The 21,166-nt window shown below is 38.8% G+C and carries 22 protein-coding genes, 1 pseudogene and 1 riboswitch; of the genes and pseudogenes, 4 read left to right on the top strand and 19 right to left on the bottom strand.

The features are described 5' to 3' along the window. Positions 1–21 precede the first annotated feature (21 nt). From HSISS3_RS01290 to HSISS3_RS01230, 13 genes are all read right to left on the bottom strand, one after another. Entirely contained in the window at positions 22–924 is a 903-nt protein-coding gene (locus HSISS3_RS01290) for a MetQ/NlpA family ABC transporter substrate-binding protein (protein WP_008535865.1), read from the bottom strand. A gap of 164 nt (positions 925–1,088) precedes the next feature. Beyond that, positions 1,089–1,952 carry an amino acid ABC transporter substrate-binding protein gene (locus HSISS3_RS01285; RefSeq protein WP_021151430.1) on the bottom strand — a complete coding sequence of 288 codons (864 nt, stop codon included), beginning with the start codon at positions 1,950–1,952 and terminating at the stop codon, positions 1,089–1,091. A 169-nt stretch (positions 1,953–2,121) separates the two neighbouring features. Further along, on the bottom strand, positions 2,122–2,838 hold the full coding sequence (locus HSISS3_RS01280) for an ABC transporter ATP-binding protein (RefSeq protein ID WP_021151429.1): 717 nt from the start codon (positions 2,836–2,838) through the stop codon (positions 2,122–2,124). A 1-nt stretch (position 2,839) separates the two neighbouring features. Beyond that, positions 2,840–3,619, bottom strand: coding sequence for an energy-coupling factor transporter transmembrane component T (locus HSISS3_RS01275; RefSeq protein WP_021151428.1), 780 nt, complete (start codon positions 3,617–3,619; stop codon positions 2,840–2,842). Beyond that, positions 3,616–4,593: a cobalt transporter CbiM gene (cbiM, locus tag HSISS3_RS01270; RefSeq protein ID WP_021151427.1), complete on the bottom strand. Its 978-nt coding sequence runs from the start codon at positions 4,591–4,593 to the stop codon at positions 3,616–3,618. The genes HSISS3_RS01275 and cbiM overlap by 4 nt, the downstream gene beginning before the upstream one ends. A 2-nt stretch (positions 4,594–4,595) precedes the next feature. After that, positions 4,596–5,435 carry an urease accessory protein UreD gene (locus HSISS3_RS01265; RefSeq protein WP_021151426.1) on the bottom strand — a complete coding sequence of 280 codons (840 nt, stop codon included), beginning with the start codon at positions 5,433–5,435 and terminating at the stop codon, positions 4,596–4,598. 1 nt (position 5,436) lies between these two features. After that, on the bottom strand, positions 5,437–6,051 hold the full coding sequence (gene ureG, locus HSISS3_RS01260; protein ID WP_002889216.1) for an urease accessory protein UreG: 615 nt from the start codon (positions 6,049–6,051) through the stop codon (positions 5,437–5,439). A 29-nt stretch (positions 6,052–6,080) separates the two neighbouring features. Then, the gene (locus tag HSISS3_RS01255; RefSeq protein ID WP_021145017.1) at positions 6,081–6,794 is read right to left on the bottom strand and encodes an urease accessory protein UreF; all 714 of its coding nucleotides are present in this window, start codon (positions 6,792–6,794) and stop codon (positions 6,081–6,083) included. Further along, positions 6,784–7,236 carry an urease accessory protein UreE gene (gene ureE / locus HSISS3_RS01250; RefSeq protein WP_008535851.1) on the bottom strand — a complete coding sequence of 151 codons (453 nt, stop codon included), beginning with the start codon at positions 7,234–7,236 and terminating at the stop codon, positions 6,784–6,786. Before ureE ends, HSISS3_RS01255 begins: the two co-directional genes overlap by 11 nt. A 138-nt stretch (positions 7,237–7,374) precedes the next feature. Then, a complete protein-coding gene (gene ureC, locus HSISS3_RS01245) occupies positions 7,375–9,093 on the bottom strand; it encodes an urease subunit alpha (protein WP_002889219.1) in 1,719 nt (572 codons plus the stop codon). A gap of 15 nt (positions 9,094–9,108) precedes the next feature. Further along, positions 9,109–9,420, bottom strand: a complete 312-nt coding sequence (locus tag HSISS3_RS01240; RefSeq protein WP_002886559.1) for an urease subunit beta — start codon at positions 9,418–9,420, stop codon at positions 9,109–9,111. Between the two features lie 12 nt (positions 9,421–9,432). Next, entirely contained in the window at positions 9,433–9,735 is a 303-nt protein-coding gene (locus HSISS3_RS01235) for an urease subunit gamma (protein WP_002886558.1), read from the bottom strand. A 24-nt stretch (positions 9,736–9,759) separates the two neighbouring features. Next, on the bottom strand, positions 9,760–10,275 hold the full coding sequence (locus HSISS3_RS01230) for an AmiS/UreI family transporter (RefSeq protein ID WP_021151425.1): 516 nt from the start codon (positions 10,273–10,275) through the stop codon (positions 9,760–9,762). Between the two features lie 417 nt (positions 10,276–10,692). Here HSISS3_RS01230 and HSISS3_RS12145 point away from each other — a divergent pair, with 417 nt between their 5' ends. Together HSISS3_RS12145 and HSISS3_RS12140 are read left to right on the top strand one after the other, a co-directional pair. Beyond that, positions 10,693–11,289 (top strand): hypothetical protein, encoded by a 597-nt coding sequence (locus HSISS3_RS12145; RefSeq protein WP_021151424.1) that lies wholly within the window; start codon positions 10,693–10,695, stop codon positions 11,287–11,289. Beyond that, the gene (locus tag HSISS3_RS12140; RefSeq protein ID WP_367998933.1) at positions 11,172–12,086 is read left to right on the top strand and encodes a DUF4153 domain-containing protein; all 915 of its coding nucleotides are present in this window, start codon (positions 11,172–11,174) and stop codon (positions 12,084–12,086) included. The genes HSISS3_RS12145 and HSISS3_RS12140 overlap by 118 nt, the downstream gene beginning before the upstream one ends. A 50-nt stretch (positions 12,087–12,136) precedes the next feature. Here HSISS3_RS12140 and HSISS3_RS01220 read toward each other — a convergent pair whose 3' ends face one another. The 6 genes and pseudogenes from HSISS3_RS01220 to HSISS3_RS01195 form a co-directional block, all read right to left on the bottom strand. Then, complete coding sequence (locus HSISS3_RS01220; protein ID WP_008535848.1) at positions 12,137–12,469, bottom strand: DUF805 domain-containing protein; 333 nt, start codon at positions 12,467–12,469, stop codon at positions 12,137–12,139. Between the two features lie 108 nt (positions 12,470–12,577). Beyond that, positions 12,578–14,674, bottom strand: coding sequence for a peptide cleavage/export ABC transporter (locus HSISS3_RS01215; RefSeq protein ID WP_021151422.1), 2,097 nt, complete (start codon positions 14,672–14,674; stop codon positions 12,578–12,580). 168 nt (positions 14,675–14,842) lie between these two features. After that, positions 14,843–15,742, bottom strand: a pseudogene (locus tag HSISS3_RS01210) (helix-turn-helix domain-containing protein). 182 nt (positions 15,743–15,924) lie between these two features. Continuing rightward, on the bottom strand, positions 15,925–16,575 hold the full coding sequence (locus tag HSISS3_RS01205; protein ID WP_042771698.1) for a phosphatase PAP2 family protein: 651 nt from the start codon (positions 16,573–16,575) through the stop codon (positions 15,925–15,927). Between the two features lie 22 nt (positions 16,576–16,597). Next, positions 16,598–17,155 (bottom strand): ECF transporter S component, encoded by a 558-nt coding sequence (locus HSISS3_RS01200; protein WP_021151418.1) that lies wholly within the window; start codon positions 17,153–17,155, stop codon positions 16,598–16,600. An 80-nt stretch (positions 17,156–17,235) separates the two neighbouring features. Further along, positions 17,236–17,451: riboswitch (FMN riboswitch) on the bottom strand. A 104-nt stretch (positions 17,452–17,555) separates the two neighbouring features. After that, complete coding sequence (locus tag HSISS3_RS01195; protein WP_021145006.1) at positions 17,556–18,065, bottom strand: tRNA (cytidine(34)-2'-O)-methyltransferase; 510 nt, start codon at positions 18,063–18,065, stop codon at positions 17,556–17,558. 288 nt (positions 18,066–18,353) lie between these two features. On the opposite strand from HSISS3_RS01195, the gene trkA reads away from it, so the two are divergent. Both trkA and HSISS3_RS01185 read left to right on the top strand, forming a co-directional pair. Beyond that, the gene (gene trkA / locus HSISS3_RS01190; protein WP_021151417.1) at positions 18,354–19,703 is read left to right on the top strand and encodes a Trk system potassium transporter TrkA; all 1,350 of its coding nucleotides are present in this window, start codon (positions 18,354–18,356) and stop codon (positions 19,701–19,703) included. A gap of 6 nt (positions 19,704–19,709) precedes the next feature. Beyond that, a complete protein-coding gene (locus HSISS3_RS01185) occupies positions 19,710–21,149 on the top strand; it encodes a TrkH family potassium uptake protein (protein WP_021145004.1) in 1,440 nt (479 codons plus the stop codon). The last annotated feature ends 17 nt before the right edge of the window (positions 21,150–21,166 follow it).

Below are 21,166 nucleotides of genomic sequence, written 5' to 3'. Positions count from 1 at the left end.
ACACGCCCTTCCGCCCTTAGCTTATTTCTTTGAATTAGCTTTCAATTGATCTTGTGTTGGTGCACCTTTCCATGCTGGAAGGTCAACCTTGTTAGAAGCATCATAAATGGTTTGGGCAACTTCATCATTTTGGTAAGCTTTAATCAAAACTTTGATTGCATCAGCCTTATTTGATTTTTCCCAATCCTTGTTAGCTGCAATGATGTTAACCCAATCTTTCAAATCTTGACTTGGATCTTCTTGGAAGAGGGTTGTATCGTAGTTAACGTTTTGTTGTTGGGCATATGAGTTATTAACAACTGCTGCATCTACAGATGAAAGAGTTTGAGCTGTTTGTTCAGCTGCGATTTCTTTGATTTCCAATTTCTTTGGATTTTCAGAAATGTTTTTGATTGTTGCCAATTCACCTTTTTTAACATCTAATTTAATCAAACCAGCTGTTTGGAGAAGAGTCAAAGCACGGCTTTCATTTGTACCATCATTAGGCACTGAGATAGTAGCCCCTTCAGGAAGATCTTTCACATCTTTATATTTAGCTTTTCCGTTTTCAGTACCTGAGAAAAGGTGGATAGGGCTAAGAAGTGTATCTGCTGCAGCAACAACATCACCCTTGTTTTCTTTATTCCAGTTATTCAAGAAATAAATGTGTTGGAAAGCATTGACATCGATTTCACCGTTTTTAAGGGCTTCGTTTGGTTGGTTGTAGTCCGTAAACTCTTTCAACTCAATCGTTACGCCTTTTTCTTTAGCCAATTCTTTGACCTTATCCCATACTGGTTCAGTTGCATCATCCAATGTCATGATACCAACTGTCAATGTTTTATCATCTTTAGCTGACTTGTTACCACCAGCACCACATGCAGCCAAGGCTACTGTTGAAGCGACTGCTAATCCTGCAATTCCAAGAATTTTTTTAAATTTCATCATAAGCTCCTTTAAATTGTTTTAAGTGTAAAACTATTATCCCATAGGATGAGAATTGTAGCAAATTGTTTATAATTGTATGAATCTATAGTTATTAGCTATAGCCTATCCTAAATTTTATTTATAAGAAAATGCTGAGAAATATCTATCCTCAGCCTATTTTCTTATTTTTTGCTTGGTACTTTCAAGGCATCTTTAGTTGGGATATAATCTTTATTTCCAAGGAATTTTTCAGCCAATTTAGCCAAAGTACCATCCTTTTGGAGTTCTTCCAAACGTTTATTTACAAATTTTTGAAGGTCTTTTTGATTATCAGCAAACAAGAAGTAAATGTATGGTTGTTGATCAGACTTAAGTTCAATGGTCTTCAAGTTTGTCAACTTATTGTTTTTGATAATTGAATTAACAGTTGGGGCATCAAAAATCTTGAAGTCATACTTACCTTCATTCAAACTTGTCAACATTTGTGTAATATTTTCATTTGTGTAGTTAAGTTCAACTGGCTTATCTGAATGTTTATCATTGAATTCAGTCAATTGAGTAGCTGTTGATGTTCCTTGAACTACCTGTGTAGAGTGACCAGCGATGTCATCATACTTCTTGATTTTACTATCTTTTGGAACCGTCAAGACTGCAGGTGTTGTTCCAATTGGATATGAGAAGAGGTATTTTTGGTCACGTTCTTCTGAGTAAGAGATATTGTTCCCAGCCATTTGGTATTTAGCTGAGTCAAGACCTGTAAAGACTGAAGTCCATTCTGTTTTTTGGAATTTCACTTCATACTTGTCAGAGTCTTTGAAGACCGCTTTAGCCACTTCTACATCGTAACCAGTTAATTCACCGTCTTTTTCGTATGAAAATGGTGCTGTTGTTCCGACCGTTGCAAAATTAACAGTTTCTTTAGCACCAGATGATTTTGACGAAGATGTATCTGAAGATGTATCTTTTGATTTTGAAGAACATGCAGCGAGCAATGCTACTGAGGCAATGGCTACACCTGTGATTCCAAGAATTTTTTTAAGTTTCATAATTGTCTCCTTTGAGATTGATTGTTCTAATTGTAACAAAAATCACTAGTCTTAACTAATACTTAAACATAATCAAGGTGATAAGAAAATCCTATCACTCTGAAGTATCAATTGTTTGACAAAATAAAAAAGGGAGAAAACCAATAACGATTTTCTACCTTTTTACTCATTAGTAATGTGATAAGCGCTTAATCACTTGCTGATTACTGAGAACCTCCCTTGCAGGAAAGAAATCAGCCTTCCCATTCTCAAAAAGAAGAACATCTGCCTTCTCATGATGAAGATGCTTAAAGTGATGGGCTGACATGATAATGGTTTTGCCAGCCGAATGAAGCTCATGTAAGAGCTCTCTAAAAAATTCTTCATATTCTTTAGAGAGATTGTTGAAGGGTTCATCAAGAATATAGACATCTGGATTGGTTACCATAATGCTGGCAAAGGCTACTTTCTTCTTTTCACCACCAGACAATTGATAAGGCACTCGGTCCCTTAAATCGTCAATTTTAAGTAGGGTTAGAGTGTCCTCAACACGTTTTGAGACTTCTTCTTCAGTCAAACCTAACTGACGAGGCCCAAAGGCAATCTCATCATAGACCGTACTATTAAAAAGCTGACTATCTACATCTTGAAAAAGAATACCTAACCGACTATAGAAATCACGTTTTTGACGTTTGTCCTTCAACCATTCCCTGACCTCTTTCCCTAGGAAAAGAATACGGCCAGACTCTTCTTGTTTGAAGCCTATTAATAGACTGATGAGACTCGACTTTCCAGTCCCATTTTCCCCCATCAACATCACATATTGCCCTTGTCTAATCTCCAAATCAAGACCAGTAAAGACCTTTTTTTGTTCATAGGCACAGGCCACTTGATTCAATTGAAACATCTCATCCTCCTAAAAGAATTTGTCCTAAAATTACTACCACTAGTCCAACCAAGGCAACCCAATCCTTCCATGTGAACGACCGTGATGACTTGACATACTCACCAACAAAGCAACGGGCTTCCATGGCCTGAGTGAGTTCCTCACCATAACGTATTGCTTTAAGGTAGAGAATTCCCCAGACATTGCTCCCAATTTGGAAACGGTGGTTACCACCATAGCTACGTGCCTCAATTCCTTTAAGCAAGTCCATTAATTGTTTCCCGAAAACATCAATATATTTTATGGTAATATCCAACTGGAGTAGAACAAGGTCAGGAAAATGCAGACCCTTTAGGGCAGCTAACATCTCACTTATCGTACTCGTCTCCGAATAATAGGCAATGGCCAAAGCAATCAAGGGGAGCCTTAAAAGAAAGAGGGTTTGTCCACCGCTAAATAAGAGATGGGGTAGATAAATAATTATAGGGAAGACCAATAATAAAATGGTCTTTTTTAAGGTCCTAACTAAAACAGAATGAGGTAGGAAAGCCACACCAAATCCTAAGACTAAGCCTAGAATCCATAGGACTGTGAGGTTTCGACTAATCCCAACTGAAAAAAGAAACAAGAGGAGAAGTAAAACCTTAGCCGTTGGATGAAAGATTGATGCGACTGGCACAGGATGTGTCTCAAACTTTTGGATAAGAGCTTCCAAATGGTGACGATTTCGGATAAGAAAGCTATTTTTACCAACTTTAGTCACTGCTGGGCGTTCTTCTAGCATCCAATCTGGCAGAATCATTTTTCAACCTTTCTACCAAAAATCAAGCGGTAGAGGATAAAGGAAATCAAAACAGCAGACGCAGCACTTAGGATATATCCCAAGACTTCAGGAATTCCTGCAATACTATAATCAGGGAAGATGGCGTGAAATGAGAATCCATTTAGCATACCTTTGGGCGCTTGAGCTACCACATGATAGTGGGACAATTTTTCCACCAACTCTTGAACATCCCATTCAGCAAAAGCTGTTCCAGTGGCCAATAAACCAAGAGGGGTTAAAATAATCATCGCCAAGATAAACAACAATAAAGGACGAAGCTTTTTGACAGTCGTTTGCTTATTATTCTCAAGATTCAAACGTTCAATGAATTGTTGTACACCTGCTGTGAAAAAACCTTCTACCAGACCAATTAAGAGGTGAGTCACACCCATAACTGGAATCGTCACCGACAATGGGTAAGGATTGTAAAGAGGGTTACCACTGCTATCTTTAAAGAAAATCGGCTGAATACCAAGTAAGACAGCAACTGTCAAGGCCGCAACCACAATACCAATGTAGCCACCAAAGAAGCTTGCGATTATCTTGTTCTTGGTCCACTTTTTCAAAAGAGTATAAACAGCGTAACCTACAAATGGCATAACAACAGCCATACAAAAAGTATTAGCACCAAAAGCCAAAATACCACCGTCACCAAAGAGTAAGGCCTGCATAGCCAGAGCAACACTAACCGCTAAACAGGAGGCCCACGGACCCAATAAAATAGCAATCAATACCGCACCAACGGCGTGAGCACTCGTTCCACCTGGCGCTGGAAGGTTAAACATCATGATAAGGAAGGACAAGGAAGTCCCAATTCCCAACATAGGAATCGTTTGCTTATCTGTATCCACCTTTACCTTCACTTCTTTGACAGCCTTATACCAAATAGGCAACATCACTGCTCCCATTGCTGCACAAGTCGTAGGACTTAGGTAATTTTCAGGAATATGCATTTTTATCTCCTCATATCATTTTTTCTCAAATTTAAAGGACTTAATCCATATATTTCTTGTCTAAAATAATCAGCACAAGCATAAATCACACGACGATTATCTTCAGCAGTCTTTCCCAAGATACGTAAAACCAGACCCGGAATATCCAAGGCTGAGATAGCAAAGTCAGACTCTAGATTCAAGTCTTCTAAGTGCTTCTGCAAAGCCTTGACAAAGGCTTCATCAATAGCTGGAGACACCATTACCAAACTATTGTAATTGCGCCATCCCTCAAAATAACCAAGCTTAAACATATCTTGTTTTTGAGGCTCCAAAAGGGTCTGATCACTGTAAACAAGCTCATTATCTTGGTAAATCTGTGTCAAATTACGAAAATAATGGTATTGAAATGGTAAATCCTCGTGTGACCAGCCCGCCGTCACACCATCTGAATAAATCAAGTGAGCAGACTTATCCATATCAATACGACTGGTTTGAAAATAGCGTGATTTTAAATAAGGAATCACTTCATCAGCCATGTACTCCAAATAACTATCTTCTTCAAGTGTGATGGACGTATTCTGTTGCGTTAACTGTCCCTTTTCACACTTGTAGACATAAGTCGGTGTTTGGGTTGTCACTAGGGCATGAGCATCTTTACTAACATCAATGGTTACTTGATACTGTTCACCCTCGACAAATCCCCCACCCATATTAATGAGAAAATAGTAAGGCACACCATTGGCATCCGAATTATCCGCTGACACTCGAGAGTTACCCTCTTGGTATTTCTTATGAGAGATTGTGCGACCATTTCGATTCGAAAAACCAAGATGGACAAAACCATCATATGTTTGCGTCATCTTATAAATCCTCTAGTAGGAAATTCTTGCGAATCCATGTTTCTACTTCCTTAACATTGTCTTCATTATTCAGATTTGTGAAAATGAAAGAATCCTCGTTACGGAAATGAAGGGTGTCTTCACGCATACGGTCGAGGTTAGCTCCAACATAAGGTGCAAGGTCAGTCTTGTTAATCAAGAAGAGGTCACTCTTAATCATCCCTTGACCAGCCTTACGAGGGATTTTTTCACCCTGAGCAACGTCAATAATGTAAATAGTGAAATCAACCAAGTCAGGGCTAAATGTCGCAGCCAAGTTGTCTCCACCACTTTCAAGGAAGATAACATCCAAATCATGGTTGAAGCGTTCTTGAAGGGTTTCAATCGCTTCAAAGTTCATAGAAGCATCCTCACGAATCGCAGTATGAGGACATCCACCAGTTTCTACACCAATGATACGGTCTTCATCTAGGCTTGAATTTTTCGCCAAGAAAAGGGCGTCTTCTTTGGTATAAATATCGTTGGTAATAACCGCTAAATTTAGGTCAGACATACGTCGTGTGAGACGTTCAAGCAAAAGAGTCTTCCCTGAACCAACAGGCCCACCAACTCCAATAATTACAGTACGTTTTGTCATTGTTTTTTCCTCTCAACCTTGTTGATATTTTAAGACATGAATAGGCGGAACACCTGAGTTTCATGTTTCATCTGAGCCAATTCAAGACCAGGTGTATTGGCCCCAAGGTAGGACGCATCCAGCTCTTGAATGGCTTGTGTTATGTGTTCTAATTGTGAAAAGCTACGTAAAACGATCTCTTGTCCAGCAAATTGTCCAAGGGGAATGGCACGAACAGCATTTTGAACCATAGTCGAGATAACGCTATAGCCATAAAGTGCTATGGCCTCACTGCAACCAATCCCCTTGTTGAAGACATAAAGAGCAAAGACAATAGCAGGATTGCCATAAACCTCACCCTTACGTATTTTGGACTGATAGTCATCCAATACTGGAATAGCATGTAGCCTTTGAATCAGGCGCAACATTTGCTTAGCAATCATCTTCGTTCCTTGTCTGGTTTCACGCGCTTGCGTCGAAACAGTCAAAGTCTTATCATATTGCCAAACTTGAGCCAAATCATCAGAAGTCATGGCATCATAGACTAGCTTAATCACAAGTCCTTCACCATACTTAAATTGGCTATCTAAATAAGCCTCTTGCCATTCCTCATAGCCCTTATCATCTGTTACAGTGTCTTCACGCAGATAATTTTCCATCCCAAAAGAGTGGTTAAATGATCCAATTGGAAAGGTTGAATCAACAATTTGAACAATTTCAAGATAGTCTCGCAAAGACACGTTAGCAAAAGGATTAATGTTCATGGGCAGTCAAATTCACGTGACGAAGGGGTTTGTCAAGGACCACTTCCTCAATCGTGTAGGCAATGTCTTTTTGAGTCAATACTTGCTCTACAACAGGGTCAACTTCCAAATAAATCTTGGCATCTTTCACCTCAATTGGTTTATGAGTATTCCCAAGAATATGAGCTGTAATTCCCATTTCATCCATATCTTTAGGAGAAATGACAATCAAATCCTGTGATTCAACACCAATCGCCAAAACATGATGGTCATCAATGAAAAAGGCAGAGCCATTTTGCAATTTTTGCCCCTTATCAAGACGAATACCAAATTCATTGCCGTGGTCGCTTTTCACACGAATAATTTTTTTATTAAGATCATCACTTGAAAGAATGACTGTTTCAATATGATATTTATCAACATCAATATCTTTAACAAGAGCATCTACTTTTGTAAAAATCATACTTTTTCCTTTTCTATTACATTTAAAAACTGCATCAAAGTCATTTAGCGCTTTAAGAAAGCACTAAAAACGTTTTCGCCATAAAATACAAAAGAGGTTGGAGGAAAAATTCCAGCCTCATTTATATGACACTTTTTCTTAGAACAAGAAATAGCGTTGAGACAATGATGTCGTATGGATTGGTTCACAAGTAACTAATTCATCATCAATAAAGACATCAAAGGTCTGTGGGTCAATACGGATTGTTTTTGGAGCGTAATCATTAAGTTTCATATCACGCTTAGTCAAGTTACGTGTATTCTTAACCGGAAGAACAATCTTATTCAAACCAATTTCTTCCTTGATACCGTGATCATAGGCATATTGAGAAACAAATGTAAGATTTGTTTGGTGAACCGCTTGACCATAAGCACCATATAATTTACGCATGATACGAGGTTGAGGTGTTGGAAGACTTGAACCAGCATCACCCATAACACCGTAAGTTAACATACCACCCTTAAGCACCAATTTAGGTTTTGCACCAAATTGAGCTGGTTCCCAGATAACGAGGTCCGCAAATTTACCAACTTCTACAGAACCAATATAGTCTGCAATACCATTAGTGATAGCAGGGTTAATAGTATATTTAGCCACATAACGTTTGATACGGTTATTGTCGTTAAACTCTGAATCCCCTTCAAGTGGACCACGTTGAGCCTTCATCTTATCAGCTAGTTGCCAACAACGCATAGCAACCTCACCGACACGTCCCATTGCCATGGCATCAGAAGTCATGATACTAAGGGCACCCATATCGTGAAGAACATCTTCTGCAGCAACAGTTTGCTTACGAACACGTGATTCCGCAAAGGAAACATCTTCTGGAATTTTTGGATCCAAGTGGTGACAAACCATAACCATATCCAACAATTCACCAATAGCATTTGTGGTGTATGGGTTAGTTGGGTTTGTTGATGATGGCAAAATATTTTCTTTACCAGCAAAAACCATGATATCTGGAGCGTGTCCACCACCTGAACCTTCGGTGTGGAAGGTGTGAACGGTACGACCTTGGAAAGACTCAAGAGTGTTTTCCATGAATCCACCTTCATTCAATGAGTCAGTGTGGACCGCAAAGGAAACATCATATTTATCCGCAACTTTAAGAGAATTATCAATTCCTGCGTAAGTTGCACCCCAGTCTTCGTGTGTCTTAATACCTGCTGCACCTGCCTTGATTTGTTCTTCAACCACTTCAGTTTCAGAACCAACACCTTTAGCGAGGAAACCAAAGTTAGCAGGCATATCGTCTACAGCTTGCAACATACGAGTAATGTGGAATTTACCTGGCGTACATGTTGTTGCATTACTTCCGTCAGCAGGACCAGTACCACCACCAAAGAGGGTTGTGATTCCATTATCCAAACCGAATTCAGGAAGGTCAGCAGAAATATAGTGTACGTGAAGGTCAATACCACCAGCAGTCACAATTAAACCTTCTGCTGCAATGGCTTCTGTACTAGCACCCACAACAAAGTCCACATTGTCCATTGTATCTGGATTACCACCACGACCGATAGCAACAATCTTACCATCACGAATACCGATATCCGCTTTAATGATACCTGTATAGTCAATGATGGTAGCACCTGTAATAATCGTGTCCACAACTGATGGATTTTCACGTGTTTCCGTAGCACTGACACCCATACCATCACGCAAAACTTTACCACCACCGAACTTAGACTCCTGTCCATATACTGTGAAGTCTTTTTCAATGGCTGCAAAAAGATTGGTATCTCCAAGACGTACGCTATCTCCTACAGTTGGTCCATAGTGTTGAGCATATTCTTTACGATCCATTTTAAAACTCATCTATCTGCCCTCTTTCTAGTCTAAGAAACCATTGACTTTGTTATTGAAACCAAAAATACGACGTTTGCCTCCAAAGTCAATAAGTTGCACTGTTTTCGTTTCACCTGGTTCGAAACGAATGGCTGTACCTGCTGGAATATCTAGACGTTTGCCTCGTGCTTTCTCACGGTCAAATTGAAGACCAGCTTCGTTTGCTTCGTAAAAATGATAGTGAGACCCTACTTGGGCAGCACGGTCACCCACGTTTTTCACTTCAAGACTAATGGCCTCATAACCACCATTATAATCAATTGGCTCACTCGCCACATGGTATTCACCTGGAATCATTACATTTTCTCCTTACTGAATAGGATCATGAACAGTAACCAATTTTGTACTGTCTGTAAAAGTAGCTTCAACTTGAATCATTGGAATCATTTCCGCAATTCCCTCCATAACATCTTCACGTGTTAAGAGATTACGAGCTTCATCCATCAATTGAGCAACCGTTTTACCTTCTCTTGCACCCTCAAGTACATAATCTGTAATCAAAGCGACTGCTTCTGGGTGATTCAGTTTGATCCCTTTATCTTTACGTCGTTGAGCAATCATAGCCGCAAGACTAATCATCATTTTTTCCTGCTCACGCATTGTCAATTGCATCGTTTTTCCTCCTTAAATCAATGCTTACCACTTGCCCCAAAGCATCAAAAGCCCTGGAATCCAAGCTGTTACAATTCCTTCAAAAATAGCTAGGTAAGGAACAAATTTCCCTAGGTTCTTCTTAAGGTTAATTTCAATAAAGGCAGTTAGCCATAGAATGCCCCACAAGAACCAAATAATACCATACCAAGCATTACCACCATATCCAGATGTTAAGCAAAGAATCCCTGCTGGTATCGTATTAATTGCCACAAATAAACTAAACCAGCCGTACAAACGTTGATCAAAATCAAAAATCGTATTGATAGCTGAATAAAGATAGGTAAAAGCAAACAAAAGACCTGTGGCACTACCATAAAACCAGTCAGCACCTTTTCCTGTGCAGGCCCCATAAGCAATGACAATAATATTGAGAATCAATCCCAAACCACCTGTAAAGATATTCATGACAACATTTGATTTGTCGGGAATCTCTTCCAAGCGATGAAATCCATTACTCATTAAAACCATGCCAACATAGAGTAGGATGACACCTAACATAAGAACCTCCTAAATTCTTTTTTATGTTAATATCATACTACTTTGACAACACATGTCAACGAATTTTCAGAATTTTTGCAACATCACTGTAGGCCTCAATCTCACATAAAATGTCAAAAAATAGCGTCACTTTTGACCATCAAGCAAGATGATTCCTTGTACTATTTCGGATGAAGGTGGACAAACCATTTATAAATTAGGCAAACACTTTTTTCGAATGAGAAAAATACTGCCAATCATCAGCCAGATTCTATCATCTCGTGTGAGAAAAATTTTTATGGTGGCGTTTTATTCCTCTCTCCTTCTCTAGTCCTAAGTCCATAGACCTATTTTTAGTAATTTTACGGTTGCGTAACAATTATCTTCATTTTTTATGATAAAGTCTTCTTTGGATTTAAAATCTAAAGGAGAATTATGATGGAAACAAATAACTGCAATACCGATTTACAGGTAGTCTCTCAGGAGTATCCCTACGAAGAGGAAAGTCTGCAAACCAAAACAAAAAAACTCTTGAAACATATTTCACCAAGAGACATCTGGAAACTCAAGAGCTTGATTATCGGTTTACTTGTCGCCTGCTTCCTCTATGTTGCTTATCTTACCAATCTTTCTTTTGCCTTACCGGCAATAATTGTACTCATAATGACTGTCGAACTTGGCTGTCGTTTACTGGCAGGAAAAGAAAAGAGAGGAATGCGTCTTGAATCAGGAATATTTATGACTACTAGCCTCCTACAAGGTCTGCAAATAAGTCTTTGGGGACTACACGACAGTTGGGAAAGTGCTCAAATGCTCTGCCTTCATGCCAGTTTTCTACTTTATTTAATGGCACGAACTGGACAAAGTAGCCAGAATAGACTGGGAATTATGGTTTGGATAGACCTCATCTACACGAGCTGCCTCTTCCCTCTGAAATATTTTTCCTTGGAGTTTTTACACTCCCCTATAAAACAAGACCTAAGCAAGAACTTTCTAAAGAAGAACGACACAACCGCCAGCTCCATAAGGGGATGATTTTAGTTAGTATTTTTGTAGCCTTGATACTTACTATATTTGCTGCCAGCCAGCTCAGTCAGGTATTACCTGCTTTCGGACAACTTTGGAAACAAGTTTTCCAGACACTTGCTACTTTGTTTAACTTCAACATTCACTTCGAAAACAGTGGCCTAATCATCTTCCGTTTGCTTTCAAGTATTCCTCTAGCTTTGGGACTTTTTGCCCAACTGGCTGCAGTCTATTTAGCCAAGGATAAGCCACTCAGTCAAACTCAACTTGAAACTAGTCTCAAAAAGACCCGTCTTTTCCCAAAACTGGCAGCTTATATTGTGATTGGAAGTCTCTGCTTCACTTATGCCCTATTTTTACTCACTGCCACAAGTCAAATGGGAGAGCTACTTTCTCTCAACCAAGTCAATATCCCAGCCCATCAAGCCTCACATATGGCTGTTCAGGGCTTCTGGCAATTGGTTCGCGTTTCTATTCTGAATTTTGGTGTCTTAGTGGGACTCTATCTTTACTCAAAAGAAAATATCTTTAACCACAAAGGACTCCGTTGGATTAGTACTCTACTCTTTACTTTTACTAGCCTCTTTGCCCTTATCGCTGGTTGGAAACTCTTTGGGGTCTATATTGCACTTTATGGCATTACACCACGTCGCTTACTGTCAGGATGGTTTGTGACCGTGCTCTTCGTTTGGTGTATCCTTACGCTTATTAGACTTTATAAACCCATTCAAACAACTCGTCTAGCCATCTTTTATGCGACTATCAGCTTTACCCTCGTTAGCCTCTTAGGTAGCTTTATTTTATAAGAAAAAGGAGTGAAACTAGATTTCCTAGTCTCACCCTTTTTTCATTGGAGTTATTTTGAATTTCTTGTTGGGAAGGCGTACATTACCCAGAGAGCTACCGTTAAAGGAGTTGCCTTTAAAACTATCCAAGCAACATTAAAATCAGCATCACGTAGACGACGAATCTGAATTGCAATTGTAGGAAGTGCTGTTGCTGCTATGAATAAAATGAAAGCCGTCAATGTAAAGCCAGCAGCTTTTGTTTGACCAAGTAAGTCCATCAGTAGGAAAATCAAGCTACCGATAACGCCATTAATCAAGACTACCCACCAATAGTCTGATCGTTTTGTACGACCATAAAAATCGAGATAGCCTAACCAAAAATTTTTATATGCCTCTAACATGTTTACACCTCTTAATATGATGTTAACAGTATACTATAGAAACTTTATAGGTGCAAGATGTGAAATGTTAGACTTCTTAAGTTTTTTTCATATAAGTAAGGAAATTTTTTAAATAAACTGAAACGGATTGAAAATAGGACTATCTCCTTCGACCTGTCCGTTAGTCATGGTCACTATGCGACTAACATGCTGACGGACACTGGCTCGGTGAGCAATGAAAATCACTGTTCGTTTCATTTTAGCAAGATTAGTCAACACCCTGTTCTCTGTATCACTATCTAGACCGCTTGTCGCTTCATCAAAAATCAAGATAGGTTGTTTAGACAAGAGAGCCCTTGCTATCGCTAACCTCTGTTTTTGACCACCAGAGAGGCCTCCATCTTCAGATACTTGGGTCTGAAAGCCTAGTGGCATTTTTTGAATATCGTCTAAGATATCAGCTTGTTGGCAAACTTTAAGAAGTTTTCTCTCATCAACTTCTCCTTCAAATCCTAATAGCAGATTTTCTAAAATGGTTCCCGTAAACACATAGGTCTGCTGGGGGACATAGGTTACCAATTGACGTAACTCTGCATGGCTAATGGCACTTTTATCCAGACAAACATGTCCAGCAGACCTTGTATAATAACCCGACAAAATTTTAGCCAAAGTTGTTTTTCCAGACCCACTCTGCCCCATGAGAGCAATCTTCTCACCCTTGTTAATGGTCAAATCAACATCACTAAGAGTCTCTTGCTGATAACTGAAACGATGGCTAACACCTCTGAGAGTTAATTGCTTAAAGGACAAATCCTTGAGTTTTCCCTTTTCTTCCTTATCCACAACATAAACTTCTTGAAGACGATTATTGGCTACCTTGGCCTGCTGAATTTTGGATTGGAGATTGATAATATTAATTAAAGGAGTTGTAAAATAATTCAGCAACATATTATAGGTAATCAACTGACCAGCAGATAGCTGTCCTTCCATGACCAATTGCGCTCCATACCAGAGGATAAAGACATTGGAAACTAGCTGAACCCCAGTCTTTAAACCATCTTGTGTTAATTGCCACTTGGCCTTAGACAAGGACTTCTTCAAGTAGTCATGGAATTTCACCTCAATTTCTCGATAACGTCTCTCTTCAACTCTTAAAGATTTTAGCGTTTCAATGCCTCTCAAATCATCAATAACGGAGGTATTGACTTGACTGTTTGCCTCCATCAACTGATAATTTTCCTTCTCAAAAAGCTTATAGAAAGCTAGAATAATCAAAACATAGAGAGGTACTACAGTTAAAGTCATCGCAAAAAGCGAAGGGTTTTGTAAAATGAGAGCCACGGCTAGAGTCATCACAATGGTCACATCTAAGAAAATCGATAAAATGGTTGAAGCCAGGGCATCGATAATGGTATTGGCGTCTCCAAAACGTGACGTGATTTCCCCAGTACGACGTGAACTAAAGAAACTAATGGGCAAAGAAAGCACATGCTTGATATAAGGAAGGATGACCGCAATGGACAAGTAATTACCCAATCGATGCAATAGATAATCTTTGAAGAAAGTAAAAACTTGTTGAGCTAGATAAGCGATACACAGGCCTAGAGAAATCATGGTCAGAAGAGCATAGTCTTCTTGAGGAATCAAGCGGTCAATAATAGATTGCAAATAATAAGAACCAATAATATTAACAAGAGTCACTAGAAAACTCAGCAAGACAATGACTGCTATCAATCCCTTACGACGAAATAAAATTGGTAGGAATGAAAGGAGACCAGGTACCTCTTCCTTATATTTAATGTAGGTTTCTCCTGGTTCAAAAAATAGAGTAACCCCTGTCCATTCCTTAGCAAACTCCTCAAGTGACATTTTAATGACCTTCTTGCTAGGATCTGGATCACCAACAACGACCTGACCCTTGGCTTGACCAAACACCGTATAATAATGTTGAAGACCACCATCCTTAACCACATGTGCAATAAAAGGATAAGATAGATTTTCTTGTTTAAACAAGTCTAAATCCGCACGAATAGCTTGCGTTTCAAGACCCAACTGCTTGGCTGCTTCAACCAAGCCAAGCGCAGAAGTGCCTTCACGAGAAGTCTGAGCCAACTCCCTCAAATAAGTCAAACTATAAGATGAACCATAGTTTTTAAGAATCATGGCCAAGGCAGCTACACCACAATCACGCTGATCAACCTGAGAAATATATGGATATTTTGACATGGTGACTCCTATTTAATAATAAATAATGAAGAATGGTGCTGCTGCAATAAGTAATACTAAAAATTTTCTTAAGTTTTTCAAAATTAAACTCCTTAATATTTTTATTAACTATATGATAAACGTTTAACTATAAAAAAAGTAGTGACATAAATGTCACTACGCAGTTGTTTACAAACCATCTGCCGCTTTCTCTGCTCGAGTCTTTTCTTCCAAAACGGAATCTTCTAAAACCGACGCAAACATTATAGCCTTATCATAGTTTTCAGCAGCTTTTTTCTTGTTCCCATTATGTATAAGCTCATACTTAGCTTCTAAAATATAGACACCTGGTTTGTAACTATGAAACTGTGATTTTTCTATGACAGCTAAAAGTTTATCTATTACTGTTAAGAAATCTGAGAAGGACTCATGAGAAATCTTTAAAGCAGCTATAGCCATCAAATCATTAAATAAGGCAATATTATAAGCATCATCCGTTGGGATGTTTTGCTTTAATACTCTACCTGCTATTCTGTCAAAAATCTTTTTATCATACTGCTTTCTCCCATAAAGATGATAGAAATAATAATCAATAACTAACAAATCATTAGTTGAAAACTTCTTCTTTCTTTTGACTTGTTCAAACAAATCTTCATAGATTTCTTCGACTTTAGGTCTCTCCTACCAACTGGTAAAACTCAATATATTTTCGAGAATATCTAGAGTCAATAGTTCCTCTTCTGGAAGAATATCAAAGAATTGATCATACACATCTTCAATAAGATCCAACTTCTGTTTAACTCTCTCCTTATCTCCGTACGTTGGGAACTTTATTAAACGATTTTTCATCTCATAGTAAGTATCAGGAATTTCAATCCTGTCATGATCCAATAAGTCAGCCATGCTTTTTCCCAGACGTTTTGCTATGTAGGATAATTTATCCAAAGAAGGGAGAGACTCTCCTTTTTCAATACGAATTAACTGGCGAACGGTCAACTCCTTACCATCTAAACAGAGCACTTCACGTGACATCTGTTGACTTTCACGCTCAGTTTTTATTCTTAATCCGATACTGTTCTTAATACTCAATAAAATCTCCTTTATTCAATTCAAAAGCTTAAGGCTATTATATCACAGTTGTAATGTAATTGACATATAGTTAATATTTTTTAATGTATCGATAATTCATATGATCTTTAAGAAATACGGACCTGTATCGTTGCCTTAATAATGAGTCAAAGGTTGGAAACATCTGTTCCAACCTCTTGATGCTATTTCTGTTTACTTTGGAACCGCCATTCAAAGCGAATACGGTCGTAAGTCGGGTAAATAGCATTCAGTAAACCAAATGCCAAGGTAAAACCGGCCAAAACATCTGTAGGATAGTGAACCCCCACGTAAATACGGGAAAGTCCGACGAGCGCAATTAGAAGCCCCGTAACAATATAAATGACTACTTTTGCTCCTTTTTTAGCCAGACGCTGAGCAAGGACAATAGCAATCGCACCAAGAATCATGAAGGTTCCCAGGGAGTGGCCACTAGGAAAAGAATAACCACCAGCATGGACCAAATGCGTAATTGATGGACGTGGGCGTTGGTAAATATATTTCAGACTTACAATCATGATACTAGCGAGAACGCCACTGGTTCCCACAAAGATAGCTTCAGATTTGTACTGGTTTAAATAAAGCCAAATTACCGCTACAATTGCAATAATGGCCTGAACAGGCGTGTTCCCAAGGACCGTAACCGCCTTAAAAAAATGCGTCAGTTCTGTTGGCAAATCTCCTCGAACCCAGGTCTGGATGCTGCTATCAAATCCTGTCAAGGCTTCAGGGTAGAACTTGACCATGTAACCGAGAGCAACAAATAGTAAAAGGGCAAAAGAAGTATAAATATAATGTATTTGTTTGTGTTTCATATTTATAATTTTACTAGAATTTTTATAATTTTACTAGAATTGACTTAAGCGGAGCATAAATCATAGCAAAGACTACTGCAAAAATCAAACCTTGAAGCAAATTAAAAGGTACAACCATAGTAAAAAGGTATTTATAAAGTCCTATGAATTGTCCAATATCGAAATTAGCAAATTTAGCATAGAGTGGTACTGCATAAATGTAGTTGAGGACAACCATGGCAAGTGTAAGAGCTAGTGTTCCTACAACTGAACCAAGAATAAAATTCTTACTTGTTTGGTTTTTCTTCCAGAAATAGCTAAGTCCCCAAACAAAGAATCCTAAAGCAATAAAATTCATAGGAAGTCCAATTATTGAACCTGGACCCCCATTGTTTAGCAAAAGCTTCAGCAATGAACGCAACAAGAGAACGCCAATAGCACTCTTAAAATCAAAGATGACTAAGGCAATCAGAACAGGAAGGATTGAAAAATCAACCTTCAAAAAATCTGCTGCCGGAATCAATGGAAATGAAAAATAAAGCAACAAGAATGAAATTGCGGATAAAATGGCGATATAAGCCAATTTACGTGTGTTTGTCATAAAAAAATTCCTCCAAATTTGAACAATTTGAAAGAAGTTCCCAATGGATTTGCCTATGCCAAAAAAGCCTACGCAAAAAGACTGGTCTTCTTCCATCCAGACTGTACTGTCGGTTGAGGAATCACACCTCATCAGCTTGCGCTCGCGGACTTATCTAAGATTACTATCAATACCATTAATGTCTAAAATCCTCCAAAAGCTGACGAGCTATCTAGAGAATCTCTTTCAATTAGGTCCTAACAGTAGATTATAGAATCACCACCGGTCGGGAGTTTCACCCTGCCCTGAAGACCTTTTAAGAGTAACATAAAAAAACCTTTGTGACAAGGTTTTGGAATTATGGATTTCTAATCTATTGATAACCATTAACTATATACTCTTGGTATGGAGATAAGGCTGTTTATTTTAATTTGTCATGCTGATAACGGTGACTCAATTCCAACCCCTCGAACTGCTGCTGACGAAGAGCCTCATAAACAATCATGCAAACCGTATTTGATACATTAAGACTACGGACATGTTCATCATTCATCGGAATACGGATAGCTTTTTCAACATGCTCACGCATAAATTCCTCGGGTAGACCCGTATCTTCACGTCCAAACATAAAGTAGTGGTCCTTGCCATCATCATAGGCCTCATCAGAATAAGTTTTATCCGCAAACTTCGTAACTAAATGTAAACGTCCTTGCTGATTTTTAGCCATAAAATCAGCTAAATTATCGTAATAGGTAATATCGAGTTTATCCCAATAATCCAAACCTGCACGTTTCATTTTCTTGTCATCAATCGGAAAACCCATTGGTCGAATAATATGAAGAGGGCTATTGGTCGCTGCACAGGTACGGGCAATATTCCCTGTGTTTTGTGGGATACGAGGCTCAAACAAGACAATGTGATTACGTGACATAACAATTCTCCTAGACATAAAAAATACCATGTCGCCCGGAGTCAAGCTCAGCAGACGACATGGTTGTGGACGTTCATTAGCTTAAATCATGACAGGTTAGATTTAAAATAACGAATCTTTAAACACTATTTTAGCACTATTGTTATAAAAGTCAATACTATTGACAGAAAAAATTATTATTTGTGATCTTGTCATCTAATTTTCATAGGAATCACTTATAAAGGCCTGAAAAGGATGATTTTTCAGCCAAAATAGAGTATCATAGAAGTGATTACTTGGAGGTAACTCATGCGTATTATTGTCGTAGGTGCCGGTAAAGTCGGTGCCGCACTCTGTCGTTCTCTTGTCGAAGAGAAGCACGATGTTATTTTAATTGAGCAGAAGGAAGAAGTCCTTAAACGCCTCATCAAGCGCTACGATATTATGGGCTTTGCCGGTAATGGCGCCAACTTCAAAATTTTAGAACAAGCCGAGGTCAATAATTGTGATGTTTTTATTGCAATGACTGACAAAGATGAGGTAAACATGATTTCAGCGGTTCTGGCCAAACAAATGGGGGCTAAAGAAACCATCGTTCGTGTTCGTAACCCAGAATATTCCAATGCTTATTTCAAAGACAGAAACTTCCTTGGATTCTCAGCGGTAGTTAACCCCGAACTGCTAGCAGCTCGGTATATCGCCAATACAGTTGAATTTCCGAATGCTTTATCGGTTGAGACTTTTGCTAATGGGCGCGTCATTCTTATGGCCTTTAAAGTTACCGAAAACAGTCAATTATCTGGCATGAGCCTTGAACAATTCCGGAAGAAATTTAGTAACATTTTGGTTTGTACGATTGATCGTAAAAATGAACTCATCATTCCAGATGGGAATGCCACCATTCAAGTTGGCGATAAGATCTATGTAACTGGGAAACGTGTTGACATGGCACTTTTCCACAGCTACATCAAATCAAAAAGCATTAAAAATCTTATGTTAATTGGTGCTGGACGTATCTCCTACTATTTGCTCAATATCTTGAAAAACACTCGTATTAAGGTCAAATTGATTGAGCAGAAAATGGATCGAGCACAAACTTTTAGTCAGGTCTTCCCAGAAGTTTCTGTCATTCTGGGAGATGGTACTGCCAAAGACCTTCTTCTTGAGGAAAGTGCTGCTAGTTATGATGCGGTAGCTACGCTCACTGGGGTAGACGAAGAAAACATCATTACCTCTATGTTCCTTGAGAGTCTTGGTATTCATAAAAACATTACCAAGGTTAACCGTACCAGTCTTTTAGAGATTATCGATACACGTGAGACTTCAACAATTGTCACACCAAAGAGTATTGCCGTTGATACTGTCATGCACTTTGTCCGTGGACGCTATAATGCCAAAGATTCTAGTCTTGATGCTCTTCACCATGTGGCAAATGGTCGCATCGAAACCTTGCAATTTCAAATCAAGGAAAATAACCAAATTGCCGGTATGAAGCTTTCTGACATTGATTTCGCTAACGGTGTTCTTATCGCCGCTATCATCCGTAATGGGAAAGCGATTTTCCCTACTGGTGAGGATAGACTGGCTTATGGTGATAAAATCGTGGTCGTTACCCTCTTACAAAACGTGACTCACATTTACGACTTGTTAAAGAGGTAAGCTGCTATGAATAGATCTATTGTCCGTTTTCTTATTTCAAAACTTCTGCTTATTGAAGCTGGTCTCTTAGTTGTACCACTTATCGTTGCCCTTATTTACCATGAGGATGCTAAGGTATTTGCTAGTATTTTGGGGACGATGGGGATACTTCTCCTCCTTGGTGGTATTGGCTCTCTCTTTAAACCAAAAAATTACCATATTTACACAAAAGAAGGAATGCTCATTGTAGCCCTCTGTTGGGTACTTTGGTCCTTCTTTGGAGGCTTACCATTTGTTTTCGCTGGGCAAATCCCAAGTGTTATTGATGCTTTCTTCGAAATGAGCTCGGGTTTCACAACCACAGGAGCTACAATTCTCACTGACACTGGGGTCCTGACACACTCTCTTCTCTTCTGGCGAAGCTTCGCCCACTTAATTGGAGGGATGGGGGTATTGGTTTTTGCATTAGCTATCATGAACAACAGTAAAAATGGTCACCATGAGGTTATGCGTGCAGAGGTCCCTGGCCCAGTCTTTGGTAAGGTTGTTGCCAAGCTGAAAAATACAGCTCAGATTCTGTACATCATCTATCTGGTCATGTTTGTGATTTTTGCTATGATTCTATGGATTTGTGGTATGCCACTCTTTGATAGTATTATCATTGCTATGGGAGGTGCTGGTACCGGTGGTTTTGCAGTCTACAATGACTCTATCGCTCACTATCATAGCGACTTGATTACCTATGTGGTTACAGTTGGTACCCTTCTTTTTGGGGTTAACTTCAACCTTTATTTCTATATTTTGCTGCGCAAAGTCAAATTCTTCTTCCAAGATGAAGAATTACGTACTTATTTTGCGATTGTTGCAATCTCAACAGGTTTAATCGTCCTCAATATTTTTGGTATCTACCACAATTTGGCTGATTCGTTTAAATATTCATTCTTTGAAGTGTCAACCATCATCACAACCACTGGTTTTGGTCTAACAGATATTACCAATTGGCCTCTATTTTCTCAGTATCTCCTGCTCACCTTGATGTTTATTGGGGGATCAGCAGGTTCTACGGCTGGTGGTTTCAAGGTTATCCGTGCAATGATTATTGCTAAAATTGCTCGTAATCAAACCCTAGCAAGTCTTTACCCTAACAGAATCCTTTCCCTTCACATTAATGGAAGCGTTCTTGATAAAGAAACACAACATAGTGTCCTTAAATACTTAGCTGTATATGTATTTATTATGCTAGGTCTAGTAGCCATTCTGTCATTGGATAATCAAAATCTTTTAGTAGTGACAAGCGCTGCTGCTTCAACCTTCAACAACATTGGACCATTACTAGGAACCAGTGATAGCTTCGCTATTTTTAGTCCTTTGTCTAAGCTTATCATGGGATTCGCTATGATTGCTGGACGCTTGGAAATTTATCCTGTATTGCTCCTATTCCTACCAAAAACTTGGTCAAAAATTTAAGCATAAAAGAACTCCTT

Origin of the sequence: Streptococcus sp. HSISS3, assembly GCF_000448605.1 — a bacterium.
In the GTDB taxonomy this organism is placed as follows: domain Bacteria; phylum Bacillota; class Bacilli; order Lactobacillales; family Streptococcaceae; genus Streptococcus; species Streptococcus raffinosi.
This window is presented reverse-complemented; position numbering and strand designations above follow the sequence as displayed.

Coding starts and splice junctions, on each gene's coding strand:
- HSISS3_RS01290 (WP_008535865.1), bottom strand. CDS start 924: ATGAAATTTAAAAAAATTCTTGGAATTGCAGGATTAGCAGTCGCTTCA.
- ureG (WP_002889216.1), bottom strand. CDS start 6,051: ATGACAAAACGTACTGTAATTATTGGAGTTGGTGGGCCTGTTGGTTCA.
- HSISS3_RS01215 (WP_021151422.1), bottom strand. CDS start 14,674: ATGTCAAAATATCCATATATTTCTCAGGTTGATCAGCGTGATTGTGGT.
- HSISS3_RS01230 (WP_021151425.1), bottom strand. CDS start 10,275: ATGTTAGGTGTCATCCTACTCTATGTTGGCATGGTTTTAATGAGTAAT.
- HSISS3_RS01285 (WP_021151430.1), bottom strand. CDS start 1,952: ATGAAACTTAAAAAAATTCTTGGAATCACAGGTGTAGCCATTGCCTCA.
- HSISS3_RS01185 (WP_021145004.1), top strand. CDS start 19,710: ATGAATAGATCTATTGTCCGTTTTCTTATTTCAAAACTTCTGCTTATT.
- HSISS3_RS01255 (WP_021145017.1), bottom strand. CDS start 6,794: ATGAACATTAATCCTTTTGCTAACGTGTCTTTGCGAGACTATCTTGAA.
- HSISS3_RS01265 (WP_021151426.1), bottom strand. CDS start 5,435: ATGACGCAAACATATGATGGTTTTGTCCATCTTGGTTTTTCGAATCGA.
- cbiM (WP_021151427.1), bottom strand. CDS start 4,593: ATGCATATTCCTGAAAATTACCTAAGTCCTACGACTTGTGCAGCAATG.
- HSISS3_RS12145 (WP_021151424.1), top strand. CDS start 10,693: ATGGAAACAAATAACTGCAATACCGATTTACAGGTAGTCTCTCAGGAG.
- HSISS3_RS01280 (WP_021151429.1), bottom strand. CDS start 2,838: ATGTTTCAATTGAATCAAGTGGCCTGTGCCTATGAACAAAAAAAGGTC.
- HSISS3_RS01240 (WP_002886559.1), bottom strand. CDS start 9,420: ATGATTCCAGGTGAATACCATGTGGCGAGTGAGCCAATTGATTATAAT.
- HSISS3_RS01200 (WP_021151418.1), bottom strand. CDS start 17,155: ATGACAAACACACGTAAATTGGCTTATATCGCCATTTTATCCGCAATT.
- HSISS3_RS01220 (WP_008535848.1), bottom strand. CDS start 12,469: ATGTTAGAGGCATATAAAAATTTTTGGTTAGGCTATCTCGATTTTTAT.
- HSISS3_RS01195 (WP_021145006.1), bottom strand. CDS start 18,065: ATGTCACGTAATCACATTGTCTTGTTTGAGCCTCGTATCCCACAAAAC.
- HSISS3_RS01235 (WP_002886558.1), bottom strand. CDS start 9,735: ATGCAATTGACAATGCGTGAGCAGGAAAAAATGATGATTAGTCTTGCG.
- HSISS3_RS01275 (WP_021151428.1), bottom strand. CDS start 3,619: ATGATTCTGCCAGATTGGATGCTAGAAGAACGCCCAGCAGTGACTAAA.
- HSISS3_RS01205 (WP_042771698.1), bottom strand. CDS start 16,575: ATGAAACACAAACAAATACATTATATTTATACTTCTTTTGCCCTTTTA.
- ureC (WP_002889219.1), bottom strand. CDS start 9,093: ATGAGTTTTAAAATGGATCGTAAAGAATATGCTCAACACTATGGACCA.
- trkA (WP_021151417.1), top strand. CDS start 18,354: ATGCGTATTATTGTCGTAGGTGCCGGTAAAGTCGGTGCCGCACTCTGT.
- ureE (WP_008535851.1), bottom strand. CDS start 7,236: ATGATTTTTACAAAAGTAGATGCTCTTGTTAAAGATATTGATGTTGAT.